Consider the following 23,054-nt stretch of genomic DNA (forward strand, 5'->3'; position numbering starts at 1 on the left):
CGTCAGGTTCCGGAGTAATGCAGCCATTCCAACGGCAACTTTCCCGACTCGACGAACGTCCGGAAGTGGCCGAACTGAGCCAGACAACCTGACACTGTCTGCTTGGTTTGGTCCAGTCTTATACACGTCAGTGCACCGATCGGACCGATCCGGCCCGCCCTGAAGAGCCGGGATTTTCCAAGCAAGACCGGGACGGAAATCGGGCTTGCCTCAAAGCTATCAAACTTCCTGCTGTACGTGGATTCGACGCATGGTCACCGTGCCGGCGTGCGAAGTCACGCCGATGCATCTCGCTTGTCGAGCCACGCCCCTGCCGCGCATAGCATCGCTTCCAGCCCCGTACGCAGCGTCGGGTCGAGTACCGGCGCGAACTTCGGCGAATGATTGCTGGGAATCTCGTTGAGCTTTTTCTCCGCCAACGCCTTTCCAAATGTATCCGGATCGGTCCCGCCGATGAACCAGAACCCATATGGCACGCCCCATTCGCGCCCGAATACGCTGAAGTCCTCGCTCGCTGCTGCCGGGGGCGTTTCGTAGGCGCGCTCGCCAAAGTGCGCTTCGAATGCCTCCCGCACACGCTCGCTTGTCTGCGCGTCGTTGATCGTCAGCGGATAGCTCGAGAGCGTCGTGAATTCGGGCTCGCGTGGTGCGTTGGAGGCCATGCATTCCGCGCAACAGATGCGACGGATCGCACCCAGCATGTATTCGCGCACGTCTTCGTCGAATGTGCGCATGTTGAGCTTGAGCGTCGCGTCGTCGGGGATAATGTTCTCTTTCGTTCCCGCCTGCAGCGCACCGATCGTCAGCACCGCACTATCGCGCGGGGAGATTTCCCGCGATACGATCGTCTGCAGACGGAGCGTCGTCGAAGCCGCCATGATGACCGGATCGATCGAGGTTTGTGGCTGCGATCCGTGCGAACCGCGTCCAAACAGCCTCACCTTCAAACTGTCGCCCGCCGAAAGAATCGTGCCGCTCCGATAGCCGACCGTGCCCGCCGCGCCAACCATGACGTGCTGGCCAAGGATCACGTCAGGCTTCGGGAAGCGTTCGGCCATGCCGTCGTCAATCATGCTGCGGGCGCCGCGCGCCACTTCCTCGCCCGGCTGAAAGACCGCCATCAGCGTTCCGCGCCAGGCGTCCCGGTGCGCAGCCATCAGGTGCGCCACACCCATCAGCCAGGCCACGTGCATGTCGTGGCCGCACGAGTGCGCGACGCCCACTTCGAGGCCATCCTCGTCCTTCGCCCTCGCCGTGCTGGCATATGGCAATCCGGTCGCTTCTTCCATCGGAAGCGCATCCATGTCGGCGCGCAACATTACAGTCGGACCGTCGCCGTTGCGTAACATCGCCACGACGCCGGTCACGCCGACACCCCGCGTAACGTCATAGCCGACATTTTCGAGATAATCGGCTGCAATACGTGCGGTGCGCACTTCCTGCATCGACAGTTCGGGATGCTCGTGCAGGTCCTTGTAGATCGCTTCGAGCTCGGGCAGGAGGCTTTCGATGGCGTCCTTGGTCGCTTCCACCAATGCAGGCATGATCGATCCTTTCAAATGGTTCGTTGCGGGGGCCGATGTTGCATCGCACGCGTCGGCCGTCGTTGAAGCGTGGCAGCGCTTGCGCCCGATCTGGCGACACGGCGGCAGGAGCGCGGTACGCAATCCGCCGACTAGTCCGATGCATGCGACAGGGGGGAAACACGGAACATCCGGGCGAGCCCGCTCTACCCTGGCACTTCGTATTACGTTTCCGTCAAGTCGCCTGCTGCCCGAAGCGGGACAGGACTAGAAGAGAACCATAGTCTCGATAGCGGCAATCCGGAAGGTCCTGTCGATTCATAAGACAAAGCGGTCGCCCGCAGGTCCGGCTCGGCGAGACGGCGTATGACTCGTTCTGGCTGATTTGCCGCTTCCTGCCAAACCTTTTCGCCCCCCAAATCGGCAATACCGATAGAACATCGAGCAATAACAGCGTGCAAACCCACGGCATTCATATGTATTGCACACACATCGAACTGGCTCGGCTCCGCACTACTCTCGATCGCCTCCCCACCCCACTCCCCCTGCAAGCCTTCTGACGCCCCCCGCGAAATCCTTATCGAAATTGCTTCGTTCGCCTTTGCCGCCCACGCCGCTAACGTGTTCGAAACGGCGGCGGCACGCCGGATGCAGCGCAGGAAGCACCGCGGCCGCCGTCATCACGACAACCGCGTCGCGATAACGGAACAGACCGGCCGGGCGATGTGCCCCGCCCCCGCCAGGAACGTCCGCATCGCGCGCCCTTCGCGATGCCCATGGCCACGAACGACCGCATCATCGACACGACGCCGCTCGACGTCCGCGCCCAGCCGTTGATCGACGCGCTGATCGACGAATACGCGACGCGCTACGACGCGTACCGCCCCGACAGCCGCGCGTCCGCACGCGACGAACTCGCGCGCTACCCGGCCGAGCTGTTCGCGCCGCCCGAAGGCGCGTTCGTGCTGCTGCTGCGCGACGGCGAGACGATCGGCGGCGGCGCATTCAAGCGCTACGACGCGCAGACCGCCGAACTCAAACGCATCTGGACCCGCGCGGACCTGCGCCGCCAGGGGCTCGCGCGCCTGATCGTCGACGCGCTCGAACTGCGCGCCGCGCAGCAGGGCTATCGGCGCGTGTACCTGACCACCGGTTTTCGCCAGCCCGAAGCGTGGGCCCTGTACGACCGCACCGGCTATACGCGGCTGTTCGATTCGTCGATCGACCCCGAAGCGTATTTCCACCTGCGCTTCGGCAAGGATCTCGCCGATCCGTCGCGCACGTCGACGCTCGCGGACCTGTGGGCGCCACTGCCCGAAGCGGTGCTGCCGCGCTGAACGCATCGCACCATCCGATTCCGCTCCCTCGCTCCCGACGACAACACAACAAGGACGCATCCATGCAACGAGCCGTACCCTTCACGCCGCGTGCGCTCCGCACCCTGGCCGCCGCGCTGATCGGCGTGACCGCGATCGCCGCGGCCGCCGCGGCCGCCGCGACCTTCGACCTGAGCCCCGAGCAGCGCGGCCGCCCGCGCGGCACGGCCGATGCGGCCGTCGAGCGCGCGGTGCCCGCGTCGTTCAAGTTCGCCGAAGCCGGCACGCTGACCATCGGCGTCGCGCCGAGCCTGCCGCCGATCAGCACGTATGCGACCGACGCGCGCACGGTGATCGGCTTCGACGCGGACGTCGGCCAACTGGTGTCCGACAGCCTCGGCCGCAAGCTGAAGATCGTCCCGCTCGCATGGGCCGACTGGCCGCTCGCGCTCGAATCGGGGAAGGTCGACGCCGTGATCTCGAACGTCACCGTCACCGAGGAGCGCAAGCAGAAGTTCGATTTCTCGACCTACCGCAAGGACCAGGTCGGCTTCTACGTGCGCAACGACAGCAAGATCCAGTCGATCCGCGAGCCGAAGGACGTCGCGGGGCTGCGCATCGTGACCGACGCCGGCACCAACCAGGAAAAGATCCTGCTCGCGTGGGACCGCGAGAACGTCGCGCACGGCCTGAAACCGGTGCAGGTGCAGTACTACGACGACCAGGCGATGCGGATCGTCGCCGTGCAGTCGGGCCGCGCCGATGCCGTGTTCAGCGTGAACTCGGTGCTCGCGTACCAGAGCGCGCAGCAGGGCAAGACACGGCTCGTCGGCGCGATCAGCGGCGGCTGGCCGCGCACGGCCGACATCGCGATCGCGACGCGCCGCGGCAGCGGGCTCGCCGATCCGCTGACGGTCGCGCTGAACGGGTTGATCAAGAACGGCCGCTATCAGCAGATCCTCGACCGCTGGAACCTCGCGTCCGAAGCGATCGACCAGTCGCGCACGAATCCGCCGGGTTTGCCGAAGAGCTGAGCGCCGGCCCCTTCACGCCTTCGCAGGAACGCCGAACACCATGGCTTACTCGCTTTCATTGCTGGACAAGAGTCCGATCGCCGACGGCGCGACCGCCGCCGACGCGCTGCGCTTCACGACGACCCTCGCGCAGCGCGCCGAACAGCTCGGCTACGAGCGCTTCTGGGTCGCCGAGCATCACGGCGCGCCCGGCTTCGCGAGCTCCGCGCCCGAGATCGTCGTCGCGCACCTGCTCGCGCACACGTCGCGCATTCGCATCGGTTCGGGCGGCGTGATGCTGCAGCACTACAGCCCGTTCAAGGTCGCCGAAACCTTCAAGCTGCTCGCCGCGCTCGGGCCGGGCCGCGTCGATCTCGGCGTCGGCAAGGCGCCCGGCGGGCTGCCGCTGACCACGCGCGCGCTGCAGTGGTTTCACGACAAGGCGAAGAAGCCCGGCTTCGCGGGCCAGCTCGCCGAACTCGATGCGTTCCTGGGCTGGGGCGTCGCCGAAGATCATCCGCTCGCCGGCGCGGTCGCGATGCCGGTGCCACCGCACGCGCCGGAGCGCATCCTGCTCGGCGGCTCGCCCGACAGCGGTGCGCTCGCCGCCCGACACGGCTGGCGCTTCTGCTACGCGGGGCACTTCAACGGCGACGACGCGAACCTCGAACGCTCGCTCGCCGCCTACCGCGACGCAGGCGGCACGCGAGCGCTCGTCGCGCTGTACGCGGTCGCCGCGCCGACCCGCGAGGAGGCCGAGCGACTGATCGGGCCGCTGAAGATCTTCAAGCTGCAGTTCGCCGGCGGCCAGAGCTTCAACCTGCCGAGCGCGCAGGCCGCGGCCGAATTTGCGCGGCAAAGCGGCGCGTCCGACTACCGGATCGACGAGTTGCGCCCGACCGTGCTGGCCGATACGCCCGAGCGAATCCACCGCGCGCTCGACGCGCTGAGCCGGCGGCTCGACGTCGACGCGTTCGTGATCGACTCGCCGGTGACCGATTACGCGGCACGGCTCGCGTCGGCCGAATGGCTCGGCGGCGCGCAGTCGATCACCCCCGTGCAGGCGGCCCTCGCGGCCGACCGCTCCCTTCGCTCCCTTTCCCCCGACCAGAACGCGTGACGCGCCCATGACGACCCGACGATCGATTCCCTTCGGCCTGATGCTGCAAGGCGCAGGCAGCCACATGAACGCATGGCGGCACCCGAGCAACCCGCCGGACGCGAGCATCAACCTCGACTTCGCGATCGGCATCGCGCGCAAGGCGGAAGCCGCCGGCATCGCGTTCGCGTTCGTCGCGGACGGCCTCTACATCAACGAGAAGTCGATCCCGCACTTCCTGAACCGCTTCGAGCCGCTCACCGTGCTGTCAGCGCTCGCGGTCGCGACGAAGAAGATCGGCCTCGCGGGCACGATCTCGACGTCGTACAGCGAGCCGTTCACGGTCGCGCGCCAACTCGCGTCGCTCGACACGATCAGCGGCGGGCGCGCGGGCTGGAACGTCGTGACGACGCCGCTCGAAGGCACCGCGAAGAATTTCGGCAAGGCGCATCCCGATCACGAGTTGCGCTACGAGATCGCCGACGAATACCTCGAGGTCGTGCAGGGGCTGTGGGATAGCTGGGACGACGACGCGTTCGTGCGCGATCGCGCGACCGGTCGCTTCTTCGATCGCGACAAGCTCCACACGCTCGATCACCACGGCCGCTTCTTCCAGGTCGCCGGCCCGCTGAACATCCAGCGCTCGCCGCAGGGGCAGCCGGTGATCTTCCAGGCCGGCTCGTCCGACACCGGCATCGGGCTCGCGGGCAAGTACGCGGACGCCGTGTTCACGCACTCGCCGTCGCTCGACGAAACGGCCGCGTTCACACGGCGCGTGAAGCAAAGCGCGGTCGAGCACGGGCGGCAGCCCGGCGACGTGAAGATCTTCCCGGGCATCGGGCCGATCGTCGGCCGCACGGCCGCCGAGGCGGAAGACAAATACCAGGCGATCCGCGACCTGCTGACGATCGACGAAGCGCTCGCGTATCTCGGCCGCTATTTCGATCACCACGATTTCACGCAGTACGCGCTCGATGCGCCGTTCCCCGAGCTCGGCGACATCGGCCGCAACAGCTTCCGCTCGACCACCGACCGGATCAAGGCCGACGCGAAGCGCAAGCACCTCACGCTGCGCGAGACTGCGCTCGCCGTCGCGACGCCGCGCCCGAACTTCATCGGCACGGCCGAGCACGTCGCCGACGAGCTGATCCGCTGGCACGACGCCGGTTCCGGCGACGGCTTCATCCTCGGCTTCCCGGTACAGGCGCAGGGCGTCGACGACTTCATCGACCTCGTGATTCCGGTACTCGAGGCGCGCGGCCGTTATAGCCGCGACCTGCCGGGCAGCACGCTGCGCGACCACCTCGGCCTACCGCGCAAGGCGAGCCGCCATGCGGCGCCCGGCGCGGTGCAGCAACAGGACGACGCGGCCGAAGCGCACGCGTGACGCCGACGCGCCGCCTCGCGCGGCGCTTCCGGCCAACTCGATCGAGGACCCTCACCGACATGAGCGACACGACCCATCTCGGCGGCGCAGTGCCGCCGCTCTCCCCCTCCCGCGCCCGCGACGCCGGCACGCACCTGCGGATCGTGCCGGCCCGGCACCGGTCGCGCACCGTCGGCACCGTGCTCGCGCTCGTGCTGATCGCACTCGTGCTGTATTCGATCCTCGGCAACCCGCAATGGGGCTGGCCGGTGTTCGCGGAGTGGTTCCTGTCGCCGCCGGTGCTGTCCGGGCTCGCGCGCACGCTGGTGCTGACGCTGCTCGGCGCGGTGTTCGGCTTCGCGCTAGGCGGGTTCGTCGCGCTGGCGCGGCTGTCGCGCTCGCGTCTGCTCGCGGCGAGCGCATGGACCTTCGTGTGGCTGTTCCGGTCGATTCCACTGATCGTGCTGCTGCTGATCCTCAACAACCTCGGCTACCTGTACGAACACGTGCGGCTCGGCGTGCCGTTCACCGACATCGTGTGGTTCGACACACCGACCACCGACCTGATCAGCCCGTTCCTCGCGGCCGTGCTCGGCCTCTCGCTGAACCACGCGGCGTTTTCCGCGGAAGTGATTCGCGGCGGCATTCTCGCGGTCGACCAGGGCCAGCTCGAAGCGGCCGCCGCGCTCGGCCTGCCGCGCGGCCGCCAGACCACGCGGATCGTGTTGCCGCAGGCGATGCGCGCGATCCTGCCGACCGCGTTCAACGACCTGATCTCGCTCGCGAAAGGCACGTCGATGGTCTACGTGCTCGCGATGCCCGAGCTGTTCTACACGGTGCAGGTGATCTATCGCCGCAATCTCGAAGTGATTCCGCTGCTGATGGTCGCGACCGTCTGGTACCTGATCATCCTGACCGTGCTGTCCGCGATCCAGGTACAGGTCGAGCGCCACTATGCGCGCGGCGCGCTGCGCAACCCGCCGCCGTCGGCGCTGACGTTCGTGCTGGCGCGCGTCAGTGCGCTGTGGCGGCATGCGGCGGCGCGCAACGCAACGGCAACCGGCGCGGCGGCCCACGATGACGCCGCGGCCGCTCCGGTGCCGCGCACCGGCGGCGAAGTCGCCGTGCACAACGTATCGAAGCAGTTCGGCATGCAGCGCGTGCTCGACAACGTGTCGTTCGTCGCACCGCGCGGCAGCGTGACGGTGATCGTCGGGCCGTCCGGTTCGGGCAAGTCGACACTGCTGCGCACCATCAACCATCTCGAGCGCGTCGACGACGGCTTCATCGACATCGACGGCGAGCTGATCGGCTATCGGCGCGACGGCGACGTGCTGCACGAGTTGAAGGAGCGCGACGTGCTGAAGCGCCGCACGGCGGTCGGCATGGTGTTCCAGAACTTCAACCTGTTTCCGCACCTGACGGTGCTCGAGAACCTGATCGAGGCGCCGGTCGCCGTCGGCGGCGTCACGCGCGAGGCCGCCGAACGCACCGCGCGCACGCTGCTCGCGCGCGTCGGCCTCGCCGATAAAGCCGATGCGTACCCGCGCCAGCTGTCCGGCGGCCAGCAGCAGCGCGTCGCGATCGCGCGCGCGCTCGCGTTGCGCCCGAAGGTGCTGCTGTTCGACGAGCCGACGTCGGCGCTCGATCCCGAACTGGTCAACGAAGTGCTCGACGTGATCAAGGAGCTCGCACGCTCGGGCACCACGCTCGTGATCGTCACGCACGAGATCGGCTTCGCGCGCGAAGTCGCGGACAACGTGCTGTTCATGGAGCGCGGCCGCATCGTCGAGTCGGGGCCGCCCGCCGTCGTGCTCGACGCGCCGGCCCATCCGCGCACACGCGCGTTCCTGTCACGGGTGCTCTGATGCACGCCGCCCACGACCTGCGAGGCAACCGACGATGATCGACCGACGCCAGTTCATCACCGCCACGCTGGCGGCCGCCGCCGGCCTCCGGTGGCACGCGGCCGAGGCCGCCGCCGCGACGGCGGACCTCGATCCGCGCCAGGCCGGCCGGATCCGCGCAGCGCGCGACGATGCGGCGATTCGCGCGGCAAGCAACTACCGCTGGGTACGCGACGGGGCCTTCACGGTCGCGATCTCGCCGCACGCGCCACCGGTATCGACCTATGCGACCGACGCACGCACCGTGGTCGGTGCCGATCCCGACTATGCGCAGCTCGTCGCCGACGCGCTCGGCCGCACGCTGGTGCTGGTGCCGATCGCATGGGCCGACTGGCCGCTCGGGCTCACGTCGGGCAAGTACGACGCGGTGATCTCGAACGTCGGCGTGACCGAGAAGCGCAAGGAGAAATACGACTTCACGACCTACCGGCTCGGGCTGCACGGCTTCTACGTTCGCACCGCGAGCCCGATCGCGAAGATCGCCGAACCGAAGGACGTCGCCGGCCTGCGCGTCATCACGGGCGCGGGGACGAGCCAGGAGCGCATCCTGCTCGAGTGGAGCCGGCGCAACGTCGCGCAAGGGCTGAAGCCGACCGAACTGCTCTATTTCGACGACGATGCGGCGGCACGCGTCGCGCTGCTGTCGGGCCGCGCCGATGCCGAGCTGAATCCGAACGCGTCGCTCGCGTACGAAGCCGCGCGCGACGGCAAGATCCGGCGGGTCGGCGTCGTCAACGCGGGCTGGCCCGCGAACGCGGACGTCGCGATCGCGACGCGCCGCGGCAGCGGGCTCGCGCCGGCGCTGACGCTCGCGACGAACGCGCTGATCGACAACGGCCGCTACGGGCAGGCGCTGGCGCGCTGGGGGTTGCAGAGCGAGGCGGTCGCGCGCGCGGAGACGAATCCGCCGGGATTGCCGTCGTTTTGATTCGATGTGTCGATGTGTCGATGTGTCGATGTGCCGACGCGTCGTTGCGTCGACACGGCGAGCTGCGCATCGGTCGCGCAGCAAATGAAATCGCCCCGGCATCCCTTAAAGAAGAGGCCGGGGCGAACCGACGTGGGCGGGCCGTCGTTTCCTACGCCGTCAGCGCCGCGCGATCGCGATGGTGGTCGAGTTCCGCGATGTGCGCGTGGATCGCAGGAATCAGCTTGCGTCCGTAATCCAGCGCATCGTCGAGCGGATCGAAACCGCGAACCAGGAACGTCGATACGCCGAGTTCGTAATACGCACCGAGCGCACGCGCGACCTGTTCCGGCGTGCCGACGAGCGCGGTCGAATTCCAGCGCGCGCCGGTCAGGTTCGCGACGCCCATCCACAACCGCTCGTCGAGCACGTCGCCCTGCGCGGCCGCGGCCATCAGGCGTTGCGACCCTGCGTTCTGCGGCGCATGGCCGTCGATCGGCTGGCCGTTCGCGAGCCGCGCCGCGCGCACGCGCGCGCGGATCGCCTCGGCCTTCTCCCACGCGGCGGCTTCGGTGTCCGCGACGATCGGCCGGAACGACACGCTGATGCGCGGCGCGCGTCCGAACGGCCCTGCCGCGGCCCGCACGCGCGCGATCTGCTCGCGCACGGCCGCGAGCGGCTCGCCCCACGTCATGTAGACATCCGCGTGCTGCCCGGCCACGGCCAGCGCGGCCGGCGACGAACCGCCGAAATAGATCGGCACGTGCGGCTGCTGCGCGCCTTTCACGACCGGCGACGCACCATGCAGCCGATAGAACTCGCCGTCGTGATCGACCGGCGTGTCGGCCAGCCAGATGCGTTTCAGCACGTCGAGATATTCGCCGGTGCGGCGGTAGCGCGCGTCGTGCGGCACGAAATCGCCGTCGCGCTGAAGATCGGCATCGTCGCCGCCCGACACGACGTTCAATGCGAGCCGGCCGCCGCTGAACACGTCGAGCGTCGCGATCTGCCGCGCGGCGGCCGATGGCACGATCACGCCCGGCCGGTGCGCGAGCAGGATGCGAATATGTTCGGTCGCGGCGGCCGCGAACGACGCGACGATGAAGCCGTCCGCCGCGTTGCTGAAATGGCCGACCAGGATCTGGTCGAAGCCGGCGGCTTCGTGCGCCTGCGCGAAGCGCCGCACGTAGTCGGGCTGGACGGCGGCCCCGCCCGGTACGTCGACCTCCGCGCCGGGCGTCGCGGTGATCATGCCGATGATGTCGACGGGCATGTCGATGGTCCTTCTTGTCGTCGATCGGAAATGGCTGCGTGCTGCGGCACGCTCACTGCGCGGCGGCCGTCTTCTGCGCGGGCGCCGCGAACGCGCCCGCATACGAGCGGTCGAGCAGCTTCGCCGTGTCGTACGCGACCGGAATCACGCCGGCCTTGTGCAGGAAGTCGGCGATGTTCTGCGCATCCTTCGCGGCCGTGTCGTCGACCGGGCCCACGCGCTGGTGCGCGTTGTTGAGCCAGCGGTACGCGACGTCCGGCTCCAGCTTCGCGCGCTTCGCCCACAGGTCCGCGTACTCGCGCGGATGACTGTCGACCCACTGGCGTGCCGCCACCACGCGCTTCAGGAAATCGGTGATCTCCGCGCGCCTGGCCGTGGCCGCCTGCTCGTTCGCGGCGACGAAGCTGAGCGCGGGCATCAGGCCCTGCGCGGTCGTCACGGGACGGGCGCCCTGCCGCAGCGCGAGCGTGCTGACGAACGGCTCCCACAGCGACACGGCGTCGACCGAGCCGTTCGCGAGCGCGTTGGTCGCATCGATCGGCATCAGGTACGCGTACTTGACGGAATCCGCGCGCAGGCCATCGTGTTCGAGCGCGCGCAGCACGAGCTGCTGGCTCCACGCACCGCGCCAGACCGCAATCGTCTTGCCCTGCAGGTCGGCGACGGTGCGCACCGGCGAGTTCTTCGGCACGAGGATCGCGACGCCGTCGAGGCTCTGCCGCGACACCGCGACGACTTTCACCGGCGCGCCGCGCGCGGCCAGCGTGAGCAGCGCAGAATCGCCGAGGAAGCCGACGTCGATCGCGTTGCCGTTCAGGCTTTCGGCGACGGGCGCGGCGGCCTGGAAGTGCTTCCACTCGATCGTATAAGGCAGGTCCTTCAACACGCCGGACGCCTCCATCGATGCCTGGATGTTGAAGTAGTTCTGTTCACCGACGCGCAGCGTGACGGTGTCTTTCGCGATGCCCGGCTGCGCGGCGAGCGCGAGCAGCAGCGCCGTGACGATTCGGCTCAACAACGTGATCTCCCCGGAGGTTGGCGGGCGGCCGCGCGACGGCGTCGCCCCTGGGTCCGCCTGGCGCGACGGCTGGCGGACGGGATGGAACTGGTGAAGATACGGCGTTCCGCTTCATGAGACAAACGCAATATTCTGCTATGCAAATATGCAAATGTTTTATGGAATGATCGCCACGCAGCGCCCCCGCTCACCGGGCTTCGTGGGACGCCGTTCGAATGATCCCTCGACAGATATTTCGCACGCGAAATACATGGCGGACTATATTTCGCATACGAAATACCCACCCGGAACGAGGACGGCCATGACGTCAGAACCCATCGAGTTTTCCGCCGCCGACGGCTACACGCTGCGCGGCACGCTGTGGTCGCCGGACGCGCCGCCGCGCGCGCTGGTCTTGATCCATCCGGCCACCGCCGTGCCGGAGCGGCTCTACGCGGGCTTCGCGCGCTTCCTGACCGAACGCGGCTTCGCGGCGCTCACCTACAACTATCGCGGCATCGGCGCGTCGCGGCCCGCGCGGCTGAGCGCGCTGCAGGCCCGCATGCGCGACTGGGTCGAACTCGACGTCGGCGCCGCAATCGCGTGGGCGCGCGCTACGCACGACGGGCTGCCGCTGCTGGCGGTCGGGCATAGCGTCGGCGGCCATGCGATCGGGCTGTCGGCCGGCACCGCGCACCTGCGCGCGGCCGTGCTCGTCGCCGCGCACGCGGGCAGCACGCGGCTGATCGCCCGCGCGGCCGAGCGGCTGAAGGTGCGGCTGATCCTGCGCGTGCTCGGCCCGCTCGCGTCCGCGCTGCTCGGGTACGTGCCCGGCAAGCGGCTCGGCCTCGGCGAGGACCTCCCGGCCGGCGTGTTCCGCGAATGGAGCCGCTGGACCACGCTGCCGCGCTACTTCTTCGACGATCCGACGCTCGGCGCAGCCGAGCGCTTCTCGAAGCAGCAGCTGCCGATCCTCGTGCTCGGCTTCGACGACGATCCGTGGGCGAACCCGCCCGCGATCGACCTGCTGGTAAGCTACCTGACCCGGGCGGCCGTCGAACGCCGCCAGATCGATCCGCACGCCGCGGGCAGCGGGCCGGTCGGACACATGGGCTTCTTCCGCAGCCGGCCAGGCACGGTGCTGTGGCCCGCGGTCGCCGACTGGCTCGCGCAGGCGCTCGACGCGCCGCGCGATGCGGGTCGCCCGTCCCTTTCCATTGCAGCCGGGAACCGAGCTTGAGCGAAGACCGACGACTGTTTTTCCTGTTGACCATCGGCCAGCGGCGCGTGCAGCGCTGGGTCGACCGCAAGGCCGAGACCGATGCGCGCGCGAGTGCCGCGCAGGCCGGCGTGCTGTTCTGCCTCGCGAGGCAGGACGGCGCGCTGATCGGCGAAGTCGGCGCGGCACTGCAACTGGCGCCGTCCGCGATGACGGGGCTCGCCGACCGGATGGCGAAGGCCGGCCTGCTTGCGCGTCACGCCGATTCGGACGACGGGCGCGCAACGCGACTGTTCCTGACCGACGAAGGACACGCGGCGCTCAAGCGCGCGCGCGTAGCGCTGCGCGAGCTGAACGGCAAGCTGTGCGACGGCTTTTCCGACGCCGAACTCGACGTCGTCGCGCGCTGGCTGCACGCATTGCAGGACCGCTTTCCGGCCGAGCGCTGAACCGTGCCGGCGGCGCGCCGCATGGGCACGAATCCGCGTAATCGATAGCGATTTCGATTCGCGCTTTCAATTCGGTTTCCGAACTTTCAGGCGGCAAATTTTGCGTTCCGGCGGCATTGCTTCGGCAACGCTTTCCGGCTACGTACTGTTACAAAAAATTGCCTGCCGCGCCGCATATCGATCGCCTACATTGCAATCCACTTCGACGCATTCGTCGTCTGCACGGCCTGGCCTTCCCGTTGCGTCCGCAACCCTGGACGCACCCGACAAGCAATGAAAACGAAGAGGTGTCTTGACCGACGTGCTGGCGGCATCCAGCACACGCGGATTGCGATGACCGCGGCGGCTTCCTGAACGACACGATCCGACGCATGGCACGGCATTTATTGCCGCGCGTACCGGTGCGCGTCGTGCCGCCGTGCCGCGCCATCGCCGCCGCACGTCAACGAGGAGCAGTCCATGCGACGCACGATCGTGTCCCACTCGCTTGTCCCCAGCCTCACCCGCCTGTCCGCCGCGATGGCCGTGGCGATGGCCGCCGCCGCGGCCGCGCATGCCGATCCCGTGGTCGTGTCCGGCCCGAGCCCGTTCGCCGCCTGCACCATCGGCGGCCCCGGCACGAACTACGTGAACGCCGAGGTCGAACCGTGGCTGTCGGTCAACCCCGCGAACCCGACCAACATGATCGGCGTGTGGCAGCAGGACCGCTGGTCGAACGGCGGCGCCCACGGGCTCGTCGCGGGCTATACGTTCGATGGCGGCGCGACCTGGGCGCGCACGCCGCAGCCGTTCAGCGCCTGCGCGCCCGGCGGGCTCAAGTACGAGCGCGCGTCCGATCCGTGGGTGTCGTTCGGTCCGGACGGCACCGCGTATTCGGTATCGATCTCGTTCAACCAGTCGAACAACAGCAACGCGGTCGCGGCCTCGGTGTCGACCGACGGCGGACAGACATGGAGCAGCCCGGCCGTGCTGATCGCGAACGACGAACCGACGACGCAGTTCTTCAACGACAAGGAATCGGTGACGGCGAACCCGGTGAAGGCCGGCACGGCCTACGCGGTGTGGGACCGCCTCGAACTGCCGAACGGCAACCCGTATGCGAACCTGCACACGCAGGCATACCGCGGGCCGACGTTCTTCTCGAAGACGCTCGACGGCGGCAAGACGTGGAGCCGTGCGAAGGTGATCGTCAACGTGCCGTCGCGCCAGCAGACGATCGGCAACCAGATCGTCGTCGATCCGAAGACCGGCACGCTCTACGACTTCTTCGACCTGATCCAGCCGCCGTTCAACAAGGCGGCCGGCAAGGTCGCGTTCGTCAAGTCGACCGACGACGGCGCGACCTGGACGAAACCGCAGGTGATCGCCGGGCTGCAGACGGTCGGCGTGACCGATCCGAACACCGGCGAACCGGTACGCACCGGCGACATCATTCCGGAACCGGCGATCGATCCGGCGTCGGGGCAGCTCTACGTCGTGTGGCAGGACAGCCGCTTCAACGGCGGCAACTACGACGAGATCGCGCTATCGACGTCGAAGGACGGCGGCGCGAGCTGGAGCGCGCCGCTGCAAGTGAACACGCCGACCGGGCGTCCCGCGTTCAATCCGTCGGTGCGCGTCGACAATGCCGGCTCGGTGATGGTCACCCACTATGATTTCCGCGACCTGCTGGCCGGCAATACGACGACGCTGCCGACCGGGTTCTGGCGCAAGATCTCGCACGACAACGGCACCACGTTCGCGGACGAGCGGCGCGTCGGCGGCCCGTTCGACATGAAGCTCGCGCCGAATGCGGAAGGCTTCTTCATCGGCGATTACCAGGGGCTCGACGTGCTGCCGTCGTCGTCTTTCCATCCGTTCTTCGTCCAGACCAACGCGGGCAACCTGACGAACCGCACCGACGTGTTCTTCGCGCCGTGATGCGCGGGTGAGCGTAGCGCCGCCGCGACGTCCATTGCGTCGCGGCAGCGCTCCCGAATGCGCGTCAATGCATGTCGGTCAGCACGATGCGACCGTCGACTTTCCCTTCGCGCAGCCGCGCGAATATGTCGTTGATGTTGCCGAGCCGGTCGCGATGGATATGCGCGCGCACCAGCCCGTCCGCCGCGAAGTCGAGCGATTCCTGCAGGTCGCGCCGCGTGCCGACGATCGAGCCGCGCACCGTGATGCCGTTCAGCACCGTCGAGAAGATCGGCAGCGGGAAGTCGCCGGGCGGCAAGCCGTTGAGCGCCACCGTGCCGCCGCGCCGCACCATCCCGAGCACCTGCGCGAACGCGCTGCGCGACACGGCCGTCACCAGCACGCCATGCGCGCCGCCGATCTCCTTCTGGATCACCTTCGCCGGATCGTCGGCCGACGCATCGATCGTCAGCTCGGCGCCCAGTTCGCGCGCGAGTGCGAGTTTGGCGGGAGACACGTCGATCGCCGCGACGTGCAGGCCCATCGCGCGCGCGTACTGCACGGCCACGTGGCCAAGCCCGCCGATGCCCGAAATCGCGAGCCACTGGCCCGGACGCGTGTCGGTGACGCGGATGCCCTTGTAGACGGTCACGCCCGCGCACAGGATCGGCGCGATCTCGTCGAACGCGACCTGCGCGGGCAGATGGCCGACGTAGTCGGGATCGGCCAGCACGTATTCCGCATAGCTGCCGTTGACCGAATAGCCGGTGTTCTGCTGCCCGTGGCAAAGGGTTTCCCAGCCGGTGTGGCAGTACTCGCAGTGACCGCATGCCGTATAGAGCCACGGCACGCCGACGCGGTCTCCCTCGCGCACGTGCGTGACACCCGCCCCGACCGCCGCGACGACGCCCACGCCTTCGTGGCCGGGAATGAACGGCAGCGTCGGCTTCACGGGCCAGTCGCCGTCGGCTGCGTGCAGGTCGGTGTGGCAGACGCCCGAAGCCTTGATGTTGACGAGGATCTGGCCCGGGCCCGGCGTCGGGACCGGCACCTCCTCGATGCGCAACGGTTCGCCGAACGCGTGGACCACCGCCGCCTTCATGGTTTGAGTCATGCGTCGCTCCTGTCTGGTCGATGACCGGGCCAGTATCCGGGCTCGAAACCGGAACGACTTGATGCGTATCAACGGAGCGGGAAACGCGCGCGACAGTGACAGATTCATCGCGAGACCTATTGCGTGGGCCACCAGTGCCGGCGCGGGTTTGACGGCCCGGCTCTGCTTTCGCCGCCGTTTCCGCAGCTTGTCGGAAACCCTGCGGCATGCCGCCGTTTCACTTGGAATTTGAAATGATATAACATATCATTTCGCGACCTCGTCCACCTAAAACCCTCTCAACCCGGTGGCCGGGTTACGCCGAGTCCAATCCAACCGGGTCATTACGCGCCGCGAATGCAACAATATATCGTATCCAGCCTTGACCCGCATGGCTCGCTTTCCGATCCGATACCAACCGATTCACCGACCATGCGCGACCTCCCTCGTCTACCGCTTCGCCCGCTCTCGCCCGTTTCGCTGATGCTGTTCGCCGCCGTCGCGCACGCGCAGGCCGAGACGCCCGCCCCGTCTTCGCCGCCACAGACCACACCGCTCGCGCCGATCTTCGTGACCGCGAACCCGCTCGGCGACACCGAGCTGATCGCGCCGACCGCGCAACTGTCCGGCGATGCGCTGACGCGCCGCCAGGCCGATTCGCTCGGCGAGACGCTCAACGGCCTGCCCGGCGTGTCGACCACCACCTACGGGCCGATGGTCGGCCGCCCGATCATCCGCGGGATGGACGGCGACCGGATCCGGCTGCTGCAGAACGGCGTCGCCGCCTACGACGCGTCGTCGCTGTCGTACGACCACGCGGTGCCGCAGGATCCGCTGTCGATCGAGCGCGTCGAGATCGTGCGCGGTCCGGCCGCGCTGCTGTACGGCGGCAACGCGGTCGGCGGCGTCGTCAACACGATCGACAACCGGATTCCGCGCGAAGCGATCGAAGGCGTGACGGGCGCGCTCGACGCGCGCTACGGCGGCGCGAACTCGGTGCGCGCGGGCGCGGCGCAGGTCGAAGGCGGCAACGGCCGCTTCGCGTTCCATGTCGACGCGTTCGACCGTGAAACGAGCAAGCTGCGGATTCCCGGCTACGCACGCAGCAGCCAGCAACGCGCGATCGACGATCCCGATACGCCGCAACCGTACGGCAACGTGCCGAACAGCGACGGCCGCGTGCATGGCGGCGCGCTCGGCGCGTCGTACACGTGGGCCGACGGTTTCGCGGGCCTGTCGTACAGCGGCTACGAGTCGAACTACGGCTCCGTCGCCGAGGACGACGTGCGCCTGCGGATGCGCCAGGAACGGCTCGCGTTCGCGTCCGAGATACGCAACCTGAGCGGCCCGTTCACGAAGCTGAAGTTCGACTTCGCGTACACCGACTATCGCCACAAGGAAGTCGACAACGGCGAGACCGCCACCACCTTCCGCAACCGCGGCTACGAAGCGCGCATCGAGGCGCGGCATCGCAGGATCGGCCCGTTCGAAGGCGCGATCGGCGTGCAGTTCGGCCAGAACACGTTCTCGGCACTCGGCGACGAAACGCTCGTGCCGTCGACGCGCACGAACAGCGTCGCGCTGTTCGGTCTCGAGGAATGGCAGGTCGTCCCGGCGCTGAAGCTGAGCGTCGGCGGGCGCTTCGAGCACGTGAAGGTCGATCCCGATCCGGCCGGCGTCGAGAAATTCGCGCTCGCGCAGCCGCGCGACTTCAATGCCGGCAGCGTCTCGGCCGGCGCGCTGTTCTCGCTGACGCCCGTGTGGTCGGTCGCGGCGAACGTCGCCTACACGGAGCGCGCGCCGACCTTCTACGAGCTGTACTCGAACGGCCCGCACGATGCGACCGGCCAGTTCCTGATCGGCAACCCGAACGCATCGAAGGAAAAAGCCGTGTCGACCGACCTGTCGCTGCGCTACGCGAGCGGCCCGAACCGCGGCAGCGTCGGCGTGTTCTACAACCGCTTCTCGAACTACCTGACCGAGTACAACACGGGCCGCGTCGTGAACGGCGACGGCGAACCGGTCGCGCCCGGCGCCGGTGATACGCTCAACGAAGCAATCTATCGCGGCGTGCGCGCCGAGTTCTATGGCGTCGAACTCGACGGCAAATGGCGCGCGTTCTCGCAGCGCGGCCATACGGTCGACCTGGAACTGACCGCCGACTACACGCATGCGCGCAACGTCGACACCGGCCAGCCGCTGCCGCGCATCGCGCCGCTGCGCGTGACGCTCGCGGCCGACTACGGCTACGGCCCGTTCGGCGCACGCGCGCAGGTCACGCGCGCGTGGTCGCAGCATCGTGTGCCCGACAACGACTTTCCGACGGACGGCTACACGTCGCTTGGCGTGATGCTGACGTACAAGTTCCGTGTCGGCGCGACGCACTGGCTCGCGTACCTGCGCGGCGACAACCTGACGAACCAGGAGATCCGCTATGCGACCTCGGTCGTGCGCGGCTTCGCGCCGGAAGGCGGCCGCAGCGTGATGGCCGGCCTGCGCACGACGTTCTGATCGCGCGCCGGTGCGTTCGCGCCACGCGTCCCGCGCGTCGCCAACGCCCGCCATGATCGATCGGCGCAGCCAGCCTGCGTCGATCGAAACCGTCGCGATCGACCGCGCCGGCGTGACCGAACACGATCGATCGCCCTCGCCTTCGCTCGCCCTTCTCCGGCCCTCCACCTTCCGTTGCGCACACGGCCGCTGCAGCGCCACGCAATTTCCGGTCCTGCCGGTCGAACGCGCGGAACGCCGCGCATCGCACTGCATCGCACCGATAGCCAGGATCATTGATCCCGGTCATGCACTTTTAAATCAGCCGAATGACGAGTATCCTAAAAAAAGCACTCCACGTTCGGACGGCGAATCGCGCGCCCTGATTCCCGTCCGCTCGTATCGCGGCCCCATCGCGCCACGCGTCGATGGCGGCGTCCGCCTCACGCCCTGGCCGCACGAACCTTCCCCAACCATTCGCAGGAGAGCTGGTGAGCCGACTCGTCGTCGTATCCAATCGTATTGCAGATCCCCGTAAGGCCGCGGCAGGCGGGCTTGCCGTGGCCGTGAAAGACAGCCTGCAGGAATCGGGCGGCGTCTGGTTCGGGTGGAGCGGCAGGCTGCGCGGCGACGGCGACCATCCCGCGCACGGCGAAGACGTGCAGATCCAGAACGTCGGCGGCATCCAGCTCGCGACGATCGATCTCGATCCGCAGGATTACGACGCGTACTACCTCGGCTACTCGAACAACGTGCTGTGGCCGGTGTTCCACTACCGCCTCGATCTCGCACAGTTCGACCGCCGCTTCGCGGACGGTTACCGGCGCGTGAACCAGCTGTTCGCGCGCAAGCTGAGCACGTTGCTGCGCCCCGACGATATCGTCTGGGTCCACGACTACCAGCTGATTCCGCTCGCCGCCGAGCTGCGCGCGACGGGCTGCACGAACCCGATCGGTTTCTTCCTGCACATTCCGATGCCGCCGCCGCCGATCATGGCCGCGATCCCGGAGCACGAGTGGCTGATGCGCTCGCTGTTCGCCTACGATCTCGTCGGCTTCCAGACCGAATCGGACCTGCTTCACTTCGAGCACTACGTCGAGGCGGAAGCCGGCGCCGCGCGGCTGCCGGACGGCCGCCTGCGCGCGTTCGGCCGCACGTTGTCGGCCGGTGCGTTTCCGATCGGCATCAACGTCGACGAGTTCACGGCGCTCGCGGAGAATCGCGACGGCATCGACATGTTCGAGCGGATGCGCGACGAGTATTCGCGCCGCCAGCTGCTCGTCGGCGTCGACCGGCTCGACTATACGAAGGGGCTGCCGCAGCGCGTGCACGCGTTCCGTCAGCTGCTCGAACAGTATCCGGAGAACCGCGACCGCGCGACGCTGATCCAGATCGCCGCGCCGAGCCGCGAGGATCTCGGCGCGTACGACGACCTGCGGCGCGAGATGGACAGCCTGTGCGGCGCGATCAACGGCGATTACGGCGAACTCGAGTGGATGCCGATGCGCTACATCCACCGCACGGTCGCGCGCAAGCGCTTGCCGGGCCTCTACCGCGCGAGCCGCGTCGCGCTCGTCACGCCGCTGCGCGACGGGATGAACCTGGTCGCGAAGGAGTTTCTCGCCGCGCAGGACGAGGCCGACCCGGGCGTGCTCGTGCTGTCGCGTTTCGCGGGCGCGGCCGAGCAGCTGAAGCCTGCGCTGCTCGTCAATCCGTACGACACGCAGGGCACCGCGCAGGCGATCCAGCGCGCGCTCACGATGCCGCTCGACGAACGCCGCCAGCGTCACGACGCGCTGATGGCGATCGTGCGCAAGACCGACGTGCACTGGTGGCGTACGCGCTTTCTCGAGGCGCTCGCCGAGGCCGCGGAAGTCGCCGCCGCGACCGTGTCCTGACGCGCCGGGTCCTGCCCTCGCTTACACGCCGGTCATCTCGCGGTCGAGCACCGCACCGTTCACGTCCTGCACCGCCACCGCGATCGGAATGCCTTCGCGCATGCTCTCGGTCACCACGCAATACGCATCGAACCGGTCGAGCATGCGCGTCGCCGCCGCGAGATCGGCCCATGCCTTGCCGACCGACAGCGTCACGGCCATCGAGCCGACGCGCACCCTGCCCGCATCGTTCTGCACCATGTCGACGTCGATATGCGCGGTGACCGGCTGCGGATCGACGCGCTGTTTCTCGAGCGCGAACAACAGGCTCGCCGCGAGGCAGCTCGCGACCGCCGCGGCCAGCAGCCGGACCGGGTTCGGGCCGCGGCCGGCACCGAGCGGCGGCGGCTCGTCGGTGAGCACCGGCGAAAGCTCGGTGCCGGCAAACGTGACTTCGAAACTGAAACGCGCATGCTGCGCGACATCCACCGATACGTGTGCCTCGCTCATGGCGACTCCGTGACTCGAAAAAGGGAAAGAGAACGCCAGCGCAACGGCGTGCCGGCAAGTGCGAATTGCAGCGAAGGCGCGGCGCGATCATGGCCGCCCGCCGGCTGCGCGAGCGGTCCGCGCTTCAGCGTTCGGGTTCGCGCGGCGGCCCGTATGCGACGAAATCGCGCTCGATCGCCGACGCTTGCTCCGGCGCATTCGCGCTCGTGCATGGCCCGCGATCGGTCAGGGAAGATTCGGCGACCGGCGCCTCGCGCCCGTCGATCAGCGCCTGCAACGCGTCGCGTTCGAGCACTTCGCGCTCGAGCAGCCGTCGCGCGATGCGCTCCAGCGCATCGCGGCGTTCGCCGAGCGTTGCCGCGACGCGCGCATGCGCGTCGGTCAACAGCGTATGCACCTCGTCGTCGATCATCCGTGCGGTGTGCTCGCTGCAGCGGCCCTCGCCCGCATGCCATGCGCCCGGGATGCCGGTGCGCGTTTCGCCGTCGTCGACGCTGACGAGCCCGATCTTCTCGCTCATCCCGTATTGCATGACCATGTGGCGCGCCATCGCGGTCGCGCGTTCGAGGTCGTTCTGCGCGCCCGTCGACACGTCGCCGAACACGAGTTCTTCCGCGACGCGCCCGCCGAGCAGTGCATCGATCCGATCGAGCAGCTCGCTGCGGCGCAGGACGTAGCGATCCTCCGTCGGCACCTGCTGCGTGTAGCCGAGCGCGGCCACGCCGCGCGGAATGATCGACACCTTCTTCACCGGATCGCAATGCGCGCGGCTTTCCGCGACAAGCGCATGGCCGGCCTCGTGATAGGCGATCGTCAGCTTCTCCTGCGCGTTCATCACGCGGCTCTTGCGCTCGAGGCCCGTCAGCGCGCGGTCGATCGCCTCGTCGAAGTCGTCCATCCCGATCGCCGGCTTGCCGAGTTCCGCCGCATGCAGCGCGGCTTCGTTGACGACGTTCGCGAGATCGGCGCCGACGAAGCCCGGCGTGCGCGACGCGAGTTCGCCGAGATCGACCTCGGCCGCGAGCTTCACGCGCTTCACGTGCACGCCGAGAATCTGGCGGCGGCCGTTCACGTCGGGCCGGTCGATCGCGATGTGACGGTCGAAGCGGCCCGGGCGCAGCAGCGCGGGATCGAGAATCTCCGGCCGGTTGGTCGCGGCCATGATGATCACGCCGGAGCCGGCCTGGAAGCCGTCCATCTCGACGAGCAGCTGGTTGAGCGTCTGCTCGCGCTCGTCGTTGCCCGACATCGGGCCGACGCCGCGCACCTTGCCGAGCGCGTCGAGCTCGTCGACGAACACGATGCACGGCGCCTTCTGCTGCGCCTGCTCGAACAGGTCGCGCACGCGCGCCGCGCCAACACCGACGAACATCTCGACGAACGCCGAGCCGCTGATCGAGAAGAACGGCACGGCCGCCTCGCCGGCCACCGCGCGCGCGAGCAGCGTCTTGCCGGTGCCGGGCGCGCCGACGACGAGCACGCCCTTCGGGATCTTGCCGCCGAGCCGCTGGTAGCGATCGGGGTTGCGCAGGAACGCGACGAGCTGCTGCAGCTCGGCCTTCGCTTCGTCGATGCCCGCGATGTCGTCGAACGTGATGCCGGTTTCCTGCTGCACGTACACGCGTGCGCGGCTCTTGCCCATCCCGGTGAAATCCTGCAGCCCGCCGCGCTTGCGCAGCATCAGGTTCCAGATGAACACGAACGCGACGAGCGGCACCAGCCACGACGCAAGCGACGCGATCCAGCCGGTGTCGGACGCGCCGTGAAACCGGATGCCAGCGGCGGTCAGCGTGTCGATCAGCTGCGGGTCGGTCACGCGGTTGGTGCTGAAGCGCGGCGGCGTGCCGTCCGACTTCACGGCCGCGACTTCGGACGCCGGCAGCAGCGTGCCGGCCTGCGGCATCGTCAGCGTGCCCGTGATCGTCGCCGGTCCGATCTCGAGATCGTCGACGAGCCGCGCGGCGACGAGCCGGTGGAAGTCGCTGTACGCGATCATCGTCGACGCCGGACGCAGCATCAGCAACTGCGCGGCGAACAGCACGAAGAAGCCCGCCGCGATCAGCAATCCTGCGTAATCGAATTTCCTGTCCATGGCATCGGGCCGGCCGCGCGCGTC

General features: G+C 68.3%; 17 protein-coding genes. 11 read left to right on the forward strand and 6 right to left on the reverse strand.

The features are described 5' to 3' along the window. Positions 1-275: 275 nt before the first annotated feature. Positions 276-1,544, reverse strand: coding sequence for a M20 family metallopeptidase (locus tag DID98_RS13570; protein ID WP_124570834.1), 1,269 nt, complete (start codon positions 1,542-1,544; stop codon positions 276-278). A gap of 755 nt (positions 1,545-2,299) precedes the next feature. Here DID98_RS13570 and DID98_RS13575 point away from each other — a divergent pair. The 6 genes from DID98_RS13575 to DID98_RS13600 all read left to right on the forward strand — a co-directional run bounded on the left by DID98_RS13575 (position 2,300) and on the right by DID98_RS13600 (position 9,152). Further along, a complete protein-coding gene (locus tag DID98_RS13575) occupies positions 2,300-2,860 on the forward strand; it encodes a GNAT family N-acetyltransferase (RefSeq protein ID WP_124484744.1) in 561 nt (186 codons plus the stop codon). Between the two features lie 62 nt (positions 2,861-2,922). Next, complete coding sequence (locus DID98_RS13580) at positions 2,923-3,873, forward strand: ABC transporter substrate-binding protein (protein WP_124570835.1); 951 nt, start codon at positions 2,923-2,925, stop codon at positions 3,871-3,873. Between the two features lie 40 nt (positions 3,874-3,913). Further along, on the forward strand, positions 3,914-4,972 hold the full coding sequence (locus DID98_RS13585; protein WP_124484742.1) for an LLM class flavin-dependent oxidoreductase: 1,059 nt from the start codon (positions 3,914-3,916) through the stop codon (positions 4,970-4,972). A gap of 7 nt (positions 4,973-4,979) precedes the next feature. Then, positions 4,980-6,338 carry an LLM class flavin-dependent oxidoreductase gene (locus tag DID98_RS13590; protein ID WP_124570836.1) on the forward strand — a complete coding sequence of 453 codons (1,359 nt, stop codon included), beginning with the start codon at positions 4,980-4,982 and terminating at the stop codon, positions 6,336-6,338. A gap of 59 nt (positions 6,339-6,397) precedes the next feature. Beyond that, on the forward strand, positions 6,398-8,185 hold the full coding sequence (locus DID98_RS36535) for an amino acid ABC transporter permease/ATP-binding protein (RefSeq protein WP_124484740.1): 1,788 nt from the start codon (positions 6,398-6,400) through the stop codon (positions 8,183-8,185). Positions 8,186-8,219: 34 nt separating this feature from the next. Continuing rightward, positions 8,220-9,152: an ABC transporter substrate-binding protein gene (locus DID98_RS13600; RefSeq protein WP_124570837.1), complete on the forward strand. Its 933-nt coding sequence runs from the start codon at positions 8,220-8,222 to the stop codon at positions 9,150-9,152. A gap of 151 nt (positions 9,153-9,303) precedes the next feature. On the opposite strand, the gene DID98_RS13605 is transcribed toward DID98_RS13600, so the two are convergent. Beyond that, positions 9,304-10,404, reverse strand: coding sequence for an LLM class flavin-dependent oxidoreductase (locus DID98_RS13605; protein WP_124570838.1), 1,101 nt, complete (start codon positions 10,402-10,404; stop codon positions 9,304-9,306). Between the two features lie 52 nt (positions 10,405-10,456). Then, on the reverse strand, positions 10,457-11,422 hold the full coding sequence (locus DID98_RS13610) for an ABC transporter substrate-binding protein (RefSeq protein ID WP_124570839.1): 966 nt from the start codon (positions 11,420-11,422) through the stop codon (positions 10,457-10,459). Positions 11,423-11,723: 301 nt separating this feature from the next. On the opposite strand from DID98_RS13610, the gene DID98_RS13615 reads away from it, so the two are divergent. The 3 genes from DID98_RS13615 (at position 11,724) to DID98_RS13630 (ending at position 14,989) form a co-directional block, all read left to right on the forward strand. Next, on the forward strand, positions 11,724-12,641 hold the full coding sequence (locus DID98_RS13615) for a serine aminopeptidase domain-containing protein (protein ID WP_044844586.1): 918 nt from the start codon (positions 11,724-11,726) through the stop codon (positions 12,639-12,641). Next, a complete protein-coding gene (locus DID98_RS13620; protein ID WP_124484736.1) occupies positions 12,638-13,069 on the forward strand; it encodes a MarR family winged helix-turn-helix transcriptional regulator in 432 nt (143 codons plus the stop codon). Before DID98_RS13615 ends, DID98_RS13620 begins: the two co-directional genes overlap by 4 nt. Positions 13,070-13,528: 459 nt before the next feature. Then, the gene (locus tag DID98_RS13630) at positions 13,529-14,989 is read left to right on the forward strand and encodes a sialidase family protein (RefSeq protein ID WP_124570840.1); all 1,461 of its coding nucleotides are present in this window, start codon (positions 13,529-13,531) and stop codon (positions 14,987-14,989) included. A 64-nt stretch (positions 14,990-15,053) separates the two neighbouring features. On the opposite strand, the gene adhP is transcribed toward DID98_RS13630, so the two are convergent. Next, complete coding sequence (gene adhP, locus DID98_RS13635) at positions 15,054-16,082, reverse strand: alcohol dehydrogenase AdhP (protein WP_124570841.1); 1,029 nt, start codon at positions 16,080-16,082, stop codon at positions 15,054-15,056. Positions 16,083-16,493: 411 nt separating this feature from the next. Here adhP and DID98_RS13640 point away from each other — a divergent pair, with 411 nt between their 5' ends. Beyond that, complete coding sequence (locus DID98_RS13640; protein ID WP_260428069.1) at positions 16,494-18,572, forward strand: TonB-dependent receptor; 2,079 nt, start codon at positions 16,494-16,496, stop codon at positions 18,570-18,572. A gap of 470 nt (positions 18,573-19,042) precedes the next feature. Further along, positions 19,043-20,449: an alpha,alpha-trehalose-phosphate synthase (UDP-forming) gene (gene otsA, locus DID98_RS13645; RefSeq protein ID WP_044844592.1), complete on the forward strand. Its 1,407-nt coding sequence runs from the start codon at positions 19,043-19,045 to the stop codon at positions 20,447-20,449. 21 nt (positions 20,450-20,470) lie between these two features. On the opposite strand, the gene DID98_RS13650 is transcribed toward otsA, so the two are convergent. Further along, complete coding sequence (locus DID98_RS13650) at positions 20,471-20,938, reverse strand: OsmC family protein (protein WP_124570843.1); 468 nt, start codon at positions 20,936-20,938, stop codon at positions 20,471-20,473. Positions 20,939-21,062: 124 nt separating this feature from the next. Then, a complete protein-coding gene (gene ftsH, locus DID98_RS13655; protein WP_124484733.1) occupies positions 21,063-23,030 on the reverse strand; it encodes an ATP-dependent zinc metalloprotease FtsH in 1,968 nt (655 codons plus the stop codon). Positions 23,031-23,054 lie beyond the last annotated feature (24 nt).

It is taken from the genome of Burkholderia sp. Bp8984 (assembly GCF_003853755.1).
In the GTDB taxonomy this organism is placed as follows: Bacteria; Pseudomonadota; Gammaproteobacteria; order Burkholderiales; family Burkholderiaceae; genus Burkholderia.